We start from the raw sequence: 15,879 nt of genomic DNA, 5'->3' as shown, positions 1-15,879 counted from the left end.
TTTTCTTTAACAAGTGCATTAGCACTCTAAGTAGTCAACTGCTAATAGGAGGTGAACAGAATGAACTACGAAAATTTAACAGAAAAAGCGCAACAAATATTAATGGAAGCAGTCAACTATGCGACATCAATGCAAAATAATGCTGTTTCTAATTACCATATTGCGAAAGCAATCTTAAACTCGCAAGATTTAGATTTAATCTTAGAAGAAGCAGAAGTTTCTAAGACACATATTCAATCTGTGCTAGATCAAGAACTCCAAAAATTACCACGCGTTCAAGGTGCACAAATGGGAATGGATTCCTCTGTACAAAAAGCACTTGATAAAGCACAAAAATGGGCAGAAAAACAAGGAGATACTTATATCTCTATTTATGCATTGTTCCTCGCAATTTTGGAGGTAACCCCAGCACTTCAACAATTCAACATTAAAAAAATTGAAGAAGTAATGCTTGATCATCGTAAAGGAATGACCGTTGATACACCGACTGCAGAAAATCAAATTGATGCTCTTTTAAAATATGGTCGTGACTTGGTCCAAGATGTACGAGATGGAAAAATTGATCCAATTATTGGTCGTGATGAAGAAATTCGTCGTGTGATTCAAATACTATCGCGTAAAACTAAAAATAATCCAATCCTAATAGGTGAACCTGGCGTTGGTAAAACTGCAATTGCAGAGGGACTTGCTTGGCGAATCATGCGTGGCGATGTTCCTTTCAGCTTAAAGCATAAACAGTTAATTGAACTTGATATGGGATCATTAATTGCAGGTGCTAAATATCGTGGTGAATTTGAAGAACGTTTAAAAGCGGTACTTGATGAAGTTCAGGCTTCGGATGGTAACATCATTCTCTTTATTGATGAAGTTCATAACTTAGTAGGTGCTGGCAAGACGGAAGGTTCCATGGATGCTGCGAACTTACTTAAACCAATGCTTGCACGGGGTGAACTCCATATGATTGGTGCAACAACTTTTAATGAGTATCGTCAACATATTGAAAAAGATGCTGCATTAGAACGTCGTTTCCAACGTGTCACAGTCAGTGAACCAACAGTTGAAGATACAATTTCAATTCTAAGAGGTTTAAAAGATCGCTTTGAATCGCATCATGGGGTTAAAATTCTTGATGAAGCCATCATTGCTGCATCCAAACTTTCAGACCGTTATATTACGGATCGATTCTTACCAGATAAGGCGATAGATTTAATTGATGAGGCATGCGCTTCAATACGTGTAGAAATGGAATCTATGCCAGAAGAACTCGATGAGATGAATCGCAAAATTCGTCAACTCGAAATCGAAGAAATGGCACTTAAGAAAGAAACAGATAGTCGTACACTTGAAAGACTGGATGAAATTCTAGAAGAGCTCAGCAATCTCAAAGAAACGTATCAAACTATGTATTCGAAATGGGAAAATGAAAAAAATCAACTTGATGGTGTAAAAGGTGCCAAAGAAGAACTTGAAAAAGCAAAACTTGAGTTTGAAAAGGCTCAAAATGAAGCACGCTATGAAGAAGCAGCTCGCCTTCAATATGAAACAATTCCTGCTCTTGAAAAGAAAATTAAAGAGAGCATCGATAATGAAAAATCAGATGGTATGATTCAAGAAGTTGTCACAGAATCATTAATTGCGGAAATTGTTTCCAAATGGACACAAATTGATATCACAAAACTTGTTGCAACAGAACGAGAAAAACTACTCAATCTTAAATCCGAATTAGGCCGAGATGTAAAAGGTCAAGATGATGCTCTTCAAGCGGTCACCAATGCAATTCTTCGTTCAAAAGCACAAATTCAAGATGAGAATAGACCGTTAGGTTCCTTTATGTTCCTTGGACCTACCGGAGTTGGTAAGACGGAAGTTGCCCGTGTGTTAGCACGTCAACTCTTTGATGATTCAAATCGTATCATTAGAATCGATATGAGTGAATATATGGAGAAACACAGTGTGTCACGACTCATCGGTGCGCCTCCAGGATATGTGGGATATGAACAAGGTGGCCAACTCACTGAAGCTGTTCGTCGCTACCCGTATTCAATTGTCTTACTTGACGAGATTGAAAAAGCACACCCTGATGTATTCAATGTGCTACTTCAAATTCTAGATGACGGACATATTACTGATAGTAAGGGTGTAACCGTAGACTTTAAAAATACGATCATCATCATGACTTCAAACTTAGGAAGCCAATTTGCATTTGAGACAGATTTAAACACTCGAAACGATCACTATATGAATGCTGTTAGAAATCACTTCAAACCAGAATTCATCAATCGTATCGATGATATCATTATCTTTAATGCATTGAATGATACAGTTCTTACAGATATAGCTAGAAAATTCATGGAAGAACTCAACAAACGACTTCAAAGACGCAATCTCAATCTTGAAGTTACTGATGCTGCACTTGCATTAATTGTTGCTCAAGGTAGTGATGTTACATTTGGTGCGCGACCAATGAAACGATTCATTCAAAGTGAAATCGAAACACGCATTGCTTATCTCATCATCGAAGATGATGTAGCCGATGATACAACATTGTTGGTCGATGCAGAAGGTTCTGAATTTATTATCGTTCAAAAACCTCAAGTCTTAAACTAATCAATATAAAATCCTGTTTTTTGAGAGCAAATATCTCGAAACCAGGATTTTTTGTTGGTTTAGTATTGCAAGATTTTGTTTACCATGAGTTAATAAAACTAGTCTATGCTAGCCATATACATAATAGGAGCAAGAACTTATGGCCAAAGAACATAGTAAAAATAAGATAGTAAGGAGAATAATGAAAGTCATGGGAATACTATTAGGTGTCATCATACTAATATTTGGATCACTATATGTAGCCAACATATTCACACCGCAACCATTTGCAACGATGTTTAAGTCATTGAATAAACTTAATAATGATGTCGTGAAACTGGGTGATTATCAAACCGATGTGGAATCAATTGTAGAACATGAACCGATTATGATTCCTGTCGAAGGCTATCCTGATGCAAAAATTACGATTTATGATAATGGTGATAACACCCTCAAACCGCTAGTTTATTTTATTCATGGTGGTGGATGGATTATTGGAGATGCAGCACAACTCAAATCCTATTCTAAACTGATAGCCTCTCGTGGTTATACAGTTGCGGCATTGGACTACTCACTCGCTCCCAAATACGAGTATCCGACACCAATCTATCAAGCGATAGCAGGCTTGAATTATCTGAATGAGAATGCGCAATCATTGGGAATCGATAATACTAAAATTTTTGTTGGCGGTAATTCAGCCGGAGCACAAATATCAGCCCAATTAGGTTCTATGATTACCAATAAATCAGATTATGAACATGAATTTAAATCTATTGAGACTATTATGCCAAACCAACTAAAAGGATTGCTGCTTCTCAATGGTGTTTATAATTTTGATACCGTGGGCGATGCAGGTTTTCCAGGATTTGATATGTTTGCTTGGAGTTACACAGGAACCAAGAGATATCAGAAATTCGAACGAATTGATGAATTATCTTCACTTAAGCATGTCAATCAGGATTTCCCTCAGTCCTTTATTTCCGTAGGGGATGCCGATCCTTTAAGATATCAATCTTTTGATATGGAAAACAAATTAAAAGAGAATGAAATCTCAGTCACTACTGTTTATTGGACGGATAGTAATTACGAACTTAATCATGATTACTTCTTTGATTTAACCCAAGAACCATCTAAAGTCATGTTTGAAAGTCTGATTGAATTTCTAAATACCCGCCGATAAAAAAAGTCTAGGATTAATTCCTAGACTTTCTTATTCTACCAACAGATTATTCGACAACAGTTTGGTCGTAAGCCTCAATATAAATATCAAGAATATAGTTGATATAGATTGGTTGTGCGAGTAATGTTACAAGACTTGCGAGTGTTCGTATTAGTGCTGGTTCTTTAATAAAGAGACCAAAGATACTCGATACAGCTCCCGTAAGGATTGAAATAACAATACCTCCTAATAGGATCTTAAGCTTGTATCCGTCTGTTAGTTCCATACTTCGTTTGATAAGATTACTATGTCCTTTTTCATCGTAAAGTAAAAATCCGATAAATGAAAATGCTAATGACAAGTAGATACCAGGAATAACAAATAATAGAAGACCGATAGCAATGAGGAATGATGCAATGAAGTTAATCTTTAATGCAGTACCCCAATTAACATGTTCAAATGCTGCTTTAAAGTTGTCCATAGTGATGGCATCATCATTACGGTATGCATGGATGGCTACTGTTTCAATGAATACAGCAAAGAAGAAGGTAACAACAAAACTTGCAAGTGTTAAAAGCAGATAAATGAATGGATGATTCGAACTTGAAGTTCCAGCCATAAAAAAGTTTAAAATACTCGAAATTAAGGTACCTACTAAACCAATCATGACAATTGCCCCGTAGTTCTTAGTAAGTTTTTCTTTGTTAAACATAATCAATTCTCCCTTTCATTAATATTTTACCATACCTTGTTTCCAATGATAGTTTTTTTGCGCACTTTTGTGCTAATTTTATGAATATTTCACACAAGTAATAAAATGTGTTTTATAATAGGTAAGAAAGGGGGTGACAGAGTCATGATAGAAGATAGAACTCTGTGGCAACGAATTGGAACAGTACTGTTTGGAGTTGTATATGTAGCATTCGGATTTTGGGTTATGAATCATCCTGTTACGACACTAGCATCAATCTCATTAGTCATTGGATGGGTAATGACAATTTCGGGTGTTGTGCTATTGATTGCTGCATTTAATACCCCGGAAGTTCTCACATTACGATCAATTTTATTAGTTGAAGCGATTCTTGTGGGATTGTTAGGATTGATGTTCCTGTTTGGAGATTTCATTCAAAGTACAACAATTCTTGCTTACCTATTAATATTCTGGATTTTAATGGATTCAGCACTTCAACTTCAATTTGCGCGATTCATTTCCCGTACATGGGTACGTTTATTGACAATCGTAATTGATGTTATGGTGATTGCTTACTGTGTCTATATGTTGTTTAATCCATCACTTGCTGAATCGTTTTTAGTTGTTGCAATTGGAATTGGATTTATTGGTACCGGTATTAATAAAATGATTAAAGGAATTTAAAGAAGGAGACGCTTATGTGTACAAATATAACTTTAAAAAGTAGTGATAATACAGTGCTTATGGCACGAACCATGGACTTTTCGTTTGCACTCGATCCTGAAATGATGGTTTATCCTCGTAATTTCAAATTGAATTTTGCGTTTAATGAACCATTAGAACATCATTATGCATTTCTAGGTCTCTCTAAAAACATTGGTGTCTTTGCACTTGCTGATGGTATCAATGAACATGGACTTACTGCCGCTGCTCTATATTTCGAAGGTTACGCAACTTACGAAAGTACAGTAGTTGAAGGAAAGTCAATTGCTCCTAATGATATCGTCATGTGGATGCTTGCAAAATGTAAAACAGTTGAAGATGTTAAAGAAGTGTTTCAAACACATCATCTTGTTGAACTAAAGCTAGAGTTCTTAGGAATGATTCCACCCCTTCACTGGGTATTCCAAGATATTGAAGGAAATTCAATTATCGTAGAACCTCTTGAAGATGGAATTAAGATTTATGAAAATAAGCTGGGAGTTCTTACAAACAGTCCTGATTACGGCTGGCACAAAACAAATGTGAGAAGTTATATTGGACTTGATCCAGCACAAGTTGAGCCACGTACAATTTACGGTGAAAACTTTAAAGCGTTTGGACAAGGAAGTGGAACCTTCGGACTTCCAGGAGACCTTACTCCACCATCACGTTTTGTTAAAGCACTTTATTCAAAACTAAGCACTAAAAAAGCAGCGAATGAAGCAGAACTCGTTGTTGCTGCATCCCACATTCTTAATAATGTGGATATTCCTAAAGGAAGTGTTGTAACACAACGTAAGACAATTGATTATACACAATATACAGCATATATGATTTCAAATACCCAAACATACTACTATCGTCTTTATGATAGCCTAAATACTGAAGTTGTTAATCTGAATGACTTTGATTTAGATGGAAACGAAATCATTAAAGTTTAAACGTAGAAGCAAATAGTTGCGACTGTTTGCTTTTTTTATCAGGAGGTCATTATGAAATGGTTCATTGACTGGGTGACGATTAAACTGTCACCACTCATGAATAGACTCTCTGAAAACTATTGGATTCAGGGTCTCTATAAAGCAAAATTAAGAACACTGCCAATGATCTTTGTTGGGAGTGTTATTTCAGTATACATGGTGGTATATGCCCATGTACCATGGCTTTTGGATCTTTCTGATATTCGACTTTACACGTATGGTTTAATTTCACTATTCATGGTTTATATGATTCCTTATTATACGCTAATGTTGAAGGATGACTCGCGTCATAAGTACATTGCAGGGTGTACCGGAATCTCAATTTATATGATTTTAGTAAACCCCATTGTTACTGAGATGGGACATGTTTACCAATTCTCTAACTTCGGTGCGGGAGGCATGTTTGTCGCTATTATTGCGGGAACATTTACGGCTAAGATATTTATTCTTTTTGAAAAGTTTACGATAACCAAATATTTTAAGAATTTTCCAGAGACACTGGTTGATGGAACCGATTCTGTATTACCAATCTTGGTCGCTGTATTTACGGCATGGTTTATTGTTATTTTCTTAGAGTTTGATCTCTACAAGTATATGGTGAACATGTTAATGCCACTTCAAAGTATTGCTCAAACTTTCTTTGGATTTGTAATTTTGAGTTTCTTACCAGTTGTGTTTTATTCTATGGGAATTAGTAATTGGGTTATGGCTCCGATTGTAAATCCTGTATTTAATGGAGCTATACTTATGAATACTCTTGCAGGAGCTCAAAATATTTTCACCAATGAAACTTGGATTGCTTATATTAATTTGGGTGGGAAAGGTGCTACTCTTGGATTAACACTCTTGTTACTTTTCTCCAAATCCAAATCACTCAAAACTCTTGGAATGGCTTCTATCGTCCCTAGTGTCTTAAATATTAGCGAACCTGTATCATTTGGAATTGTAATATGGAATCCTACCTTGATGATACCAATGTGGATCAATGGGTTAGTATTGCCCATCATTACGTATCTGTTTGTGAAAATAGGAATCGCACCTGCACCAACTACAGCCTTTAGTATGTGGTACATGCCAATAGGTATTAGTGCATGGATGATGACACAGAGTTTGGGTGCTTTATTACTTGTAGTAGTGAACCTAGGAATATCAATGATGATCTGGTATCCCTTCGTAAAATCCATTGAGAAAAAAGGCGAACTTAAGAGAGAGCAACGCAAAATGGATGAAATCAAACCTATCGAGAGTATGTCTTGAATTTTGTGATAATGAAAGTTAAAATAGAATTAGAATAATAACTAAGGAGAAAACATATGGGAACGTTCTTTGATTTGAACTGGCTAATCATTGTTGTGACAGCTTTAATTTTAGTAGGGGGATACTTTGCACAGAGTAAAAAAGAATTCATCTCTAAAACTTTAAAGATTGAGCCAAAAAGTTTTTATATTATTATTGGAGGTCTAGGACTTATCTTAGCTATCGTAAACTACTTAGCTGTAACAGTCTTTGGATCTTGGAAAGCAATGTTTATTACTGCAGGTATTGTAGCAGTTGTAGTTATTGGATTGCTCTATTACTTCAAAAACAAAAAGAAATAATTTATGACTTTAAGGCTGTCCTTGTTTGGACAGTCTTTTTTTAGGAGGAACTATGGATTATCTTAATGTCTTTTTAAAACTCGTAATTGGTGTTGTTTATGCTGTAGCGGTAATGAAAATATCGGGGAAATCTAATTTAGCCCCAATGTCACCCATTGATCAAATTCAAAACTATATTCTGGGTGGTATTATTGGAGGTGTTTTATATTCACGTTCGATTACTGTTTTAGATTTTGTTTTTGTCATGACGTCGTGGGCAGTGATTTCGCTCTCCGTTAATTTTTTAAGAAAGAAGAATAATTGGTTTCGTAAAACACTGGATGGTTCAACAATTACTGTAATCGAAGATGGCGCAATTGTAAGAAGCGGCGTTGAGAAAGCTAAAATTAATTTATCTGATTTGTATCTCAAGTTGAGGCTCCAAGGAATAGTGGATATCCAATCTATATTTCATGCTCAGTTGGAACAAAATGGGCAACTTGTCGTGATTACTAAGGAGGAAAGCCAAAAATTTCCAATCCTTCTTGTCGTTGATAAAGTGATTTATACAGAGAACTTAAAACAAATTGGTAAGGATGAGTCCTATATTGAGGAAATTATGAATCAGCATAAGATAGCGTCACTCGATGATATCGCAACAATCGAGTACTACGAAGAAAAAGTTCGAATAATCGATTTTTGTTAAAAAAATATCACTTATCCTGTTTTGTATCGTAGATAGTTAAGTATCGCTCTAAGAGTGCAAATGCTCTAAATTCAACAATCAAAATTGTATTTAAACAAAAAATGCACTCTGTAGGAAATGTACAGAGTGCATTGAGTATTTAGATATTGAGTTTATTTTTTCTTGTTTTTCTTTGATTCTTTTTTAGTTTCTTCAGCTTCTTTTGGATTGTTTTCGGAAACTTTTAGAGCTTTTAATTTATGTTTGGTTTTGAAATAACGTGATCCGTAGAAGAATGAAATACTTAATAAAATGACATCAGCAACATAATAGAGGATGGTATCCATAGTTGTCACTGCTACTGCTGCATTTTTTTCAACATTCGATAATACTATAATTAGAACTGCGAAAAGAGGAATGATTGTAAAGAGTAAGTTATCACTGTTTGATGCTTCAATCATCTCAGGACGTTCCATTCTTTCAAAATCCGCATCCGATATTTTCACGATATTACGATCTTTTAAAAATACAAATTTGAAATAAAGTGTCATGGCAATATAGACCACAACAGGGACTGCGATAGACCATATAATTTGAATTTTGAAGATTCCAAGCATCATTACAAAAATCATGAGGGACCACATTTTTCGACCATCAAGTAAGTTTAAGATTTTTAAATCACTTTCTTGGAGGTGGTATCCTTCTTGTTTTCCTTTAATAAGATATAACATGCGTCGACGTTTATCTTTAAAGACATTCATTTTAATTAAATCTTCATCTGTATGATTCATAGAATCCTCCTATAATACTCCGAAGTATTTTAATGCGTGCGCAATGCCGTTATCAGCAACAGCTAGGGTTGTGAAGGTTGCAACTTCTTTAACTTCAGAACAACCGTTCATCATTGCCACAGAATAATTCGCATTTTTTAAGAAATCCACATCATTATGTCCGTCTCCGAAACCGGAATATAAACTGACATTTAAATGCTTGTTGAGGGTTTGAACACCGTTGTGTTTTCCTGAAGCTTTCAATATAAGTTCTGAATTTCCAAGTTGATCAAATACTATATCGATATCTTCGAAGAAAGTTTCTTTTAAATCTTCTGGGAATGTATCAAAATTATAAGTAATGATGTTGTATGCTTTTTGATCTGTATATGTTTCTACAGGATATACCTCTGGTATTTTAAAGTGTTCCAAAGCGGCATGAAGACGATCATTGGGTTCGCCTGTGAGAAAGTTTCGTTCACCTTCAATCAACAGAGGGCCAGGATTGTGCTTCACAAGTGTCTGTACCCACTTAGGATCCATAACGACTTCCTTAATAACATTCATATTTTTATCAAGAATGAGGGAGCCATTTGCTAAGACGTAACCATCCCAATCAATGAGCTTATCAACACCTGCTTCTTGAATTCCTACGAGAGTTCTACCTGTACACAAAGCAACAAGATAACCTTTAGATTTCAATTCATTTAGAGCCTCTAATGTTGACTCAGGGACCGTATGGGTTGCGTTATCAAGCAACGTACCATCCACATCAAAATAAAAAATTTCACTACGATTCATTTTATCACCGTGCCTATTATATCATGTTTATGATATGATACTCACATGAAGATAGAAATTATTAAATCAGACAGAAAAACACTTGCAATTCAAGTTAGGGACGGTCGGGCGTATGTGCGAGCTCCGTACAATATGGATGATCGAATCATTCAAAATTTTATTAATGAAAAATCTGACTGGATTGCGAAAAACATCAACCGCTATGAAAAACTAAATTTCGAATTCAAAGACGAATCACTCCGCGTTTTTGGCGATATAAAAGAAGTTGAATATGTACCATCTGTTCGCTTGTCACTTGAAGAAAGTGAAGACCAAATTATCATTTATTATCCTTCGAATGTATCCCATCAGAAAATTGAAAAATATGTCGAAACGTATTTTAAGAAACAGCTAGTTGAGAAACTTGATCGGATGTTAGACCATTATTCTTCACTCTTGAATCTTGATGTTCCTGAATACAAGGTTCGAAAGTATAAACGTCTCCACGGACGCTGTAGTGCCAATCATGAACTCGCATTTAATACCTATTTATACCATGAATCGGTTGAATTTATTGAATATGTTGTTTTACATGAATGTGCCCATCGGATTGAGTTTAATCACAGTCATCGATTCTATGCAATCATAGAAAGACATATGCCTGATTATAAACAACGTATCAAAAAGCAAAGAAATCAGAATCTATAGAAAGGAAGTATTTAAAATGATATTTTACCAATTATCAGGACCTGCAGACGAAATGATTGGGTTTGATACCCTTACTTTTAACTCATTAAGAAAAGATCTCCCCAATCTTAAAAATGTGGTTGTGTTTGCATCGAACCCTAAAGATTATGACGTTACCGATGATTACTTTAATCGGAATAAACCATGGTTTGTAGCACTTTCGGATACGCCTATAAATTACGAAGTGATTGACTATCGTTGCACAAAAGAGAAGGCACATGAGCTTGTAGATCATGCAGACCTTATTCATTTTATGGGTGGTGATCCTTTCATTGAGAAAGCTTTCTTAGTTGAGTACGGTTTTGATCGAGCGGATGTTTTCAATAATCAAGTTCTCTTGGGTACAAGTGCCGGAGCGATGATTATGGGCCCCACGATCATTGATACAACTGAACCAATGCACGTCGAACCAGGGTTTGGTTGGGTTAGTACTTCAATAATCCCTCATGTAATGTTTGAAGAACCGATAAATGTCCATTGTTATGCGGAATATGCACCCGTTCTTCTTATTGCGGATGATGGTGGGATTCGCCATGAATTGGATTCATTCATACTCTTAAATCAAGTGCTTGTTATCGAAAAAAACCAAGAAATCAATGGCTAAGTTCCATAGTTTCTTGGTTTTTCTTTACTGTTGTTTGATTTTCATTGTATCGATTGAGTGCAAAATATAAGTTTCATCAGGGTCGATAAACATTCCTTTATGAGTACCCAGACTCACGAGTCCAGGAGCTGCACCAGGAATTTTTTTAATGTTTCTTGCTTGGGTATAGTGAATCTCGACACTGCTCCCAAGTCTGTTTTTAGAAAAGTAAGCAGCAAGCTGAGCACAAAGTCTTAATTTGGGTTCATCCAGTTCGGGCGTCTTAATTAAAACATGTGCACCACCAGTATATGCGGCATGAAACCAGATATCATCCTTACGTGCAACCTTAAAGGTGATTGCTTCATTTTGAATGTTATTTTTACCGATGTAAATTGTCGTTTCATCATCATATTGAAGTACGGTATAGTTTGGTTTCTTTTTCTTCTTTTGTTGTTTCGATTGTTTGAGCCTGCGTTGATTGATAATACCACTGTTAAGAAGCTCTTCCGTTATCTCTTGAGCATCTTCAACAGTTGCTTGTTCTGTTTGAACGTAAAGGTTTTCGAAGTATTCAATTCGCGCTTCAGTTTTCTGAATCTGATCTTCAAGATACATGAGGCTCGTCTTAGCCTTGTTGTATTTTTTAAAGTATAAACGAGCATTGTCCTTACCACCATATCGAGGGTCAAGGTCAACAACAACTTCATTGCCTTCAAAATCATTCAAGGTGATTGAATCGTTCCCTTTAGGATTATTACTTGCGAATGCAAACAGTAAGTCTCCTTTTTCTCGTAAATGATCACAGTCTAGTGCCTTGTCTAAATCATCATAAAGTTTGGGTAGTTTTTGCTTGGAGCGTTTTAATTCGCGTCGTATCAATTTAAGAAGATCCCCTGTATGAGCCTTAACACGATCGCGTTCTTGCAAATCTCGGTAGAATTCATCCAAACCTTCCATAATAGGTTTTTCAACCGCTTCTTGATTTAGATGCTTCAGTTCAAGAATGTGATAATCATTTTTATAGATATACAGCGTGTTGGAAGTCATGATTTCATCAACAATCGATTGAGGATCTTGTGTCTTTAATCGATACAAAATTTCTTTTTCTAAAAGGGGAGAGATTCCATTGAATTGATGACTCAGCGATTCATGAGGATCGTATGTGCTTAGTTCAGTGAAGTCCTTTTTGTCAAATTGAGGAGGATAATCATATTCGCCACCCGCTACAATAGCTCTTTGAGAGTTCTCGAAAGGAGAAATTCGCTTGAGTGCATCAATGATAAGTCCTTCATCATTTACAATAATCACGTTTGCGTATTTACCAAGCAATTCAATAATAAGACGGTAGGGGCGTATAACCCCCATATCATCACGATGTTCAATGTGGAGTTCAATAACACGGTCGAAACCATATTGTTCGATTTTAGTAATAATACCGCCATCAAGATGCTTTCTCATTAAAACAAGCATGTGAGTTTGATCAAGGTTAGCGCTTGTCTTCTCGTGAGTCCACTGAATTCTACTAAAAAGAGGGTGGGTGGAAATAAAGAGATTAATTTTTTTACCTGCAAAACATTGAAATACGAATTCGTGGTTTGAAGGTTGATTGATTTTGTTTATTTTTACAGGAACGTTGTCGTTCATGATATTTGTTATGCGTTTTAAGAGTACGCCATCGAGTGCCATAGATATCAGCCTTTCTTCAATGGACTCATTATAACAAATAATTATGCACCATGCGTTGCGAATCGATTTAACTTGATAATAAAAAGCGAGTATAGAATTTTATTTAAAACATTAAAAGTTTATAGGGATAAGACTTCCATGTTAGTTTTACTATGGTATAATAAGTGAAATAAAAGGGATGGTGACTATGAAACGAGGACTCTTAATTATATTTTCGGGACCTAGTGGTGTCGGAAAAGGTACGGTTCGTAAATTGTTTTTTGATCGCGAAGAATTAAACTTGGCATTCTCAATTTCAATTACGACTCGCTCACCTAGAAATGGAGAAGTGGACGGCCGTGATTATTATTTTGTAACTCATGATCGTTTTCAGGAAGCAATAGAAAATGAGGAACTTCTAGAGCATGCTGAATTTGTTGGAAATTATTATGGAACGTTAATTTCAGAAGTAGAACGACTACGTGATATGGGGAAAAACGTGTTGTTGGAAATTGAAGTTCAAGGTGCTTTACAAGTTATTGATAAAGTTCCAGATTCTTTAAGTATCTTCTTGGTACCACCAAGCATGGAAGAGTTAAAACGTCGCATTGAAGGACGTCAAACTGAATCACAAGACGTTATTAATTCACGTCTTGAAAAAGCAGCTAAAGAGATGGAATTGATGAATCATTATCGTTATGTAATTTGCAATGAAGATCCGCAACTTGCTGCAGATTCTGTTGCACTAATTATTAAGCGAAATATCGAAACAACTCTTTAAGAGTTGTTTTTGTGTTAGAGGAGGCTTCAAAGTCATGAAATATTTGGATGTTTACATAGAAGAAAGTTTTCTAAACAATCAAACGCTCACCTATTCAAGTGGGTCTTTTCATGTTGAGGTTGGGATGCGTGTGAATATCATGCTGAGAAATCGGAGTATGGTAGGGTTTGTGGCAAACGTCTATGATCCTATCGATATGGATTTCAAAGTGTCTGAAATTACAGGTGTTATCGATGACTCACCGCTTCTAAACTCAGAACTCTTTGAAATTGCGTCATGGATGAAAGATAATACCTTATCACCCATGATTCGATGTCTTCAAACAATTCTTCCTAACAAGCTAAAGCCAAAATCTTCGGCTACACCTCTCAAATACCAAAAAGTTGTTTATCTCGTTGATGAAACACAATCTTTAACACAGAAACAAGAAGAAGCTGTTGCGTTTATAAAAGAACAGAACTCATGTCTTCTTAAAGATCTTCGTCAAATTTATAATGGTTACAAATCTCTTGTAGATAAAGGGGTCATTGAGGTGGTAGATGAAGTTGTACTTTATCAAGAACAAGTTGTAGAACAAACTTACGAAGTTTTACCCCTAACAGCTGACCAAAAAAATGTTTTTGATGCTATTAAGTTTGGAGAATCCAATACGTATCTATTACATGGTGTCACAGGAAGCGGGAAGACAGAAGTTTACCTCCAAGCAGCACAAACTGCGCTGAAAATGAAGCGACAAGTATTGATTTTGGTGCCTGAAATATCTCTGACACCACAAATGATTCGTCGAGTTTCATCGCGATTTGGCGAGGACGTTGCCATCTATCATTCTGCTTTAAATGATCAAGAAAAATATGAACAGTACATGCGTGTTAAAAATAATGAAGTACGCATTGTTGTGGGTACGCGTTCTTCTGTCTTCATGCCTTTTGAGTGTCTTGGACTGATAGTCGTTGATGAAGAACACGATCTTTCCTACAAACAGACTAACGTTCCGTACTACCATACTCGAGACATTGCCGTCTTAAGAAGTGAGTACCATCACTGTCCACTAATTTTAGGAAGTGCATCCCCAGCATTAGAATCATACGCTCGTGCTTTGAAAGGCAATTACACATTGCTTGAACTTCATGATCGTATCAATCATCAATTTCCTACTGTAACCGTAATTGACACACAGGCTGCTTTACGTCAGAAACAATCAGCATGGTTAACGACACCTTTGTTGGAAGGAATTCAAAAACGCTTGGACCATGGTGAACAGGTGATGTTACTTTTAAATCGACGCGGCTATCATACCTTACTAAAAGTTGCGGATACAAATCAGGTCCTACAATGTCAAAACTGCGAGGTTGCACTTAATTATCATAAGGAAGACCGAAGCATTCGTTGTCATCAATGTGGCTATCAAACCCACCAATTACCAATTGTGAATGGGAAACCAGTCCAACTTGTTGGTGGTGGTGTGGGAACACAAAGACTTCAAGAACAAATTGAAAAGTTATTTCCACAAGCGAGGGTGACACGAATGGATGCTGATTCGACACAACGAAAAGGTGCCCATGAACGGATACTTACAGAGTTTATTGACCATAAATATGATATCCTTATAGGGACACAAATGATTGCGAAAGGGTTAGATATTGAAAACGTGACGCTGGTTGGAATCATCAATGCTGATGAAACACTTGCATATACGGATTATCGATCCATTGAGATGACATTTGACTTGTTGCTTCAAGCATCCGGTCGAGCAGGACGTGGAAAACATCGCGGTGAAGTGATGATTCAAACGTTTAATCCAGATCATTACGCTGTAATTTGTGCTGTAAATGAAAAATACAAACATTTCTTTAAACAAGAAATGAGTTATCGAAAGGTGGCTCAATACCCACCATACAGTTACTTAATATCATTGATTTTTCAAGATGAAGATGATGCCGCAACACTCAAAGCTGCGACGCTATTTGAAAGTCTTTTTAAAGCCGACGATGTTCAGATTATTGGGCCGACTGCGTTACGAAGACTTCAAAACAAACATCGAAATCGGATAATATTAAAAGGCAAAGACCTTGAAACCATGATTGAAAAATGTGGTGAAGCTTTAGAAGTGTATAAAAAAATTAATAAGACAGGAGTTGTCGTGGATGTGAATCCCATGACATTAGAATAA

Annotated in this window: 15 protein-coding genes; 11 read left to right on the top strand and 4 right to left on the bottom strand. The window is 36.1% G+C overall.

The features are described 5' to 3' along the window. Positions 1-60: 60 nt before the first annotated feature. Both H9L01_RS09070 and H9L01_RS09065 read left to right on the top strand, forming a co-directional pair. Positions 61-2,607 carry an ATP-dependent Clp protease ATP-binding subunit gene (locus H9L01_RS09070; protein WP_187533638.1) on the top strand — a complete coding sequence of 849 codons (2,547 nt, stop codon included), beginning with the start codon at positions 61-63 and terminating at the stop codon, positions 2,605-2,607. Positions 2,608-2,797: 190 nt separating this feature from the next. Then, a complete protein-coding gene (locus tag H9L01_RS09065) occupies positions 2,798-3,766 on the top strand; it encodes an alpha/beta hydrolase (protein WP_187533637.1) in 969 nt (322 codons plus the stop codon). Between the two features lie 46 nt (positions 3,767-3,812). Here H9L01_RS09065 and H9L01_RS09060 read toward each other — a convergent pair whose 3' ends face one another. Continuing rightward, complete coding sequence (locus tag H9L01_RS09060; RefSeq protein ID WP_187533636.1) at positions 3,813-4,457, bottom strand: hypothetical protein; 645 nt, start codon at positions 4,455-4,457, stop codon at positions 3,813-3,815. A gap of 144 nt (positions 4,458-4,601) precedes the next feature. On the opposite strand from H9L01_RS09060, the gene H9L01_RS09055 reads away from it, so the two are divergent. From H9L01_RS09055 to H9L01_RS09035, 5 genes are read left to right on the top strand one after another with little or no spacing between them, the layout of a single operon-like run. Then, positions 4,602-5,120 carry a DUF308 domain-containing protein gene (locus H9L01_RS09055; RefSeq protein WP_187533635.1) on the top strand — a complete coding sequence of 173 codons (519 nt, stop codon included), beginning with the start codon at positions 4,602-4,604 and terminating at the stop codon, positions 5,118-5,120. A 14-nt stretch (positions 5,121-5,134) separates the two neighbouring features. After that, positions 5,135-6,079, top strand: a complete 945-nt coding sequence (locus H9L01_RS09050) for a linear amide C-N hydrolase (protein ID WP_187533634.1) — start codon at positions 5,135-5,137, stop codon at positions 6,077-6,079. 51 nt (positions 6,080-6,130) lie between these two features. Further along, entirely contained in the window at positions 6,131-7,375 is a 1,245-nt protein-coding gene (locus H9L01_RS09045) for a PTS transporter subunit EIIC (RefSeq protein WP_187533633.1), read from the top strand. A 56-nt stretch (positions 7,376-7,431) separates the two neighbouring features. After that, positions 7,432-7,716 carry an MFS transporter gene (locus tag H9L01_RS09040; protein ID WP_187533632.1) on the top strand — a complete coding sequence of 95 codons (285 nt, stop codon included), beginning with the start codon at positions 7,432-7,434 and terminating at the stop codon, positions 7,714-7,716. Positions 7,717-7,768: 52 nt separating this feature from the next. After that, positions 7,769-8,401, top strand: a complete 633-nt coding sequence (locus H9L01_RS09035) for a DUF421 domain-containing protein (RefSeq protein ID WP_187533631.1) — start codon at positions 7,769-7,771, stop codon at positions 8,399-8,401. A 152-nt stretch (positions 8,402-8,553) separates the two neighbouring features. On the opposite strand, the gene H9L01_RS09030 is transcribed toward H9L01_RS09035, so the two are convergent. Next, positions 8,554-9,171 carry a hypothetical protein gene (locus tag H9L01_RS09030; RefSeq protein WP_187533630.1) on the bottom strand — a complete coding sequence of 206 codons (618 nt, stop codon included), beginning with the start codon at positions 9,169-9,171 and terminating at the stop codon, positions 8,554-8,556. A gap of 9 nt (positions 9,172-9,180) precedes the next feature. Then, positions 9,181-9,951, bottom strand: coding sequence for an HAD family hydrolase (locus tag H9L01_RS09025; protein ID WP_187533629.1), 771 nt, complete (start codon positions 9,949-9,951; stop codon positions 9,181-9,183). Positions 9,952-9,996: 45 nt separating this feature from the next. Here H9L01_RS09025 and H9L01_RS09020 point away from each other — a divergent pair, with 45 nt between their 5' ends. Together H9L01_RS09020 and H9L01_RS09015 are read left to right on the top strand one after the other, a co-directional pair. Next, positions 9,997-10,638, top strand: a complete 642-nt coding sequence (locus H9L01_RS09020) for a M48 family metallopeptidase (RefSeq protein WP_187533628.1) — start codon at positions 9,997-9,999, stop codon at positions 10,636-10,638. A gap of 16 nt (positions 10,639-10,654) precedes the next feature. Next, positions 10,655-11,281, top strand: a complete 627-nt coding sequence (locus tag H9L01_RS09015; RefSeq protein ID WP_187533627.1) for a Type 1 glutamine amidotransferase-like domain-containing protein — start codon at positions 10,655-10,657, stop codon at positions 11,279-11,281. A 24-nt stretch (positions 11,282-11,305) separates the two neighbouring features. On the opposite strand, the gene H9L01_RS09010 is transcribed toward H9L01_RS09015, so the two are convergent. After that, complete coding sequence (locus H9L01_RS09010; protein ID WP_187533626.1) at positions 11,306-12,949, bottom strand: Rqc2 family fibronectin-binding protein; 1,644 nt, start codon at positions 12,947-12,949, stop codon at positions 11,306-11,308. Positions 12,950-13,136: 187 nt separating this feature from the next. On the opposite strand from H9L01_RS09010, the gene gmk reads away from it, so the two are divergent. Both gmk and priA read left to right on the top strand, forming a co-directional pair. Continuing rightward, positions 13,137-13,709: a guanylate kinase gene (gmk, locus tag H9L01_RS09005; protein WP_187533625.1), complete on the top strand. Its 573-nt coding sequence runs from the start codon at positions 13,137-13,139 to the stop codon at positions 13,707-13,709. Between the two features lie 34 nt (positions 13,710-13,743). Beyond that, on the top strand, positions 13,744-15,879 hold the full coding sequence (gene priA / locus H9L01_RS09000) for a replication restart helicase PriA (protein ID WP_187533624.1): 2,136 nt from the start codon (positions 13,744-13,746) through the stop codon (positions 15,877-15,879).

It is taken from the genome of Erysipelothrix inopinata (genome assembly GCF_014396165.1).
Taxonomy (GTDB): Bacteria; Bacillota_I; Bacilli_A; order Erysipelotrichales; family Erysipelotrichaceae; genus Erysipelothrix; species Erysipelothrix inopinata.
Note: the sequence above shows the minus strand (reverse complement) of the source record. Positions and strands in the feature narration are given on the sequence as shown.

Coding starts and splice junctions, on each gene's coding strand:
- H9L01_RS09070 (WP_187533638.1), top strand. CDS start 61: ATGAACTACGAAAATTTAACAGAAAAAGCGCAACAAATATTAATGGAA.
- H9L01_RS09065 (WP_187533637.1), top strand. CDS start 2,798: ATGGGAATACTATTAGGTGTCATCATACTAATATTTGGATCACTATAT.
- H9L01_RS09060 (WP_187533636.1), bottom strand. CDS start 4,457: ATGTTTAACAAAGAAAAACTTACTAAGAACTACGGGGCAATTGTCATG.
- H9L01_RS09055 (WP_187533635.1), top strand. CDS start 4,602: ATGATAGAAGATAGAACTCTGTGGCAACGAATTGGAACAGTACTGTTT.
- H9L01_RS09050 (WP_187533634.1), top strand. CDS start 5,135: ATGTGTACAAATATAACTTTAAAAAGTAGTGATAATACAGTGCTTATG.
- H9L01_RS09045 (WP_187533633.1), top strand. CDS start 6,131: ATGAAATGGTTCATTGACTGGGTGACGATTAAACTGTCACCACTCATG.
- H9L01_RS09040 (WP_187533632.1), top strand. CDS start 7,432: ATGGGAACGTTCTTTGATTTGAACTGGCTAATCATTGTTGTGACAGCT.
- H9L01_RS09035 (WP_187533631.1), top strand. CDS start 7,769: ATGGATTATCTTAATGTCTTTTTAAAACTCGTAATTGGTGTTGTTTAT.
- H9L01_RS09030 (WP_187533630.1), bottom strand. CDS start 9,171: ATGAATCATACAGATGAAGATTTAATTAAAATGAATGTCTTTAAAGAT.
- H9L01_RS09025 (WP_187533629.1), bottom strand. CDS start 9,951: ATGAATCGTAGTGAAATTTTTTATTTTGATGTGGATGGTACGTTGCTT.
- H9L01_RS09020 (WP_187533628.1), top strand. CDS start 9,997: ATGAAGATAGAAATTATTAAATCAGACAGAAAAACACTTGCAATTCAA.
- H9L01_RS09015 (WP_187533627.1), top strand. CDS start 10,655: ATGATATTTTACCAATTATCAGGACCTGCAGACGAAATGATTGGGTTT.
- H9L01_RS09010 (WP_187533626.1), bottom strand. CDS start 12,949: ATGGCACTCGATGGCGTACTCTTAAAACGCATAACAAATATCATGAAC.
- gmk (WP_187533625.1), top strand. CDS start 13,137: ATGAAACGAGGACTCTTAATTATATTTTCGGGACCTAGTGGTGTCGGA.
- priA (WP_187533624.1), top strand. CDS start 13,744: ATGAAATATTTGGATGTTTACATAGAAGAAAGTTTTCTAAACAATCAA.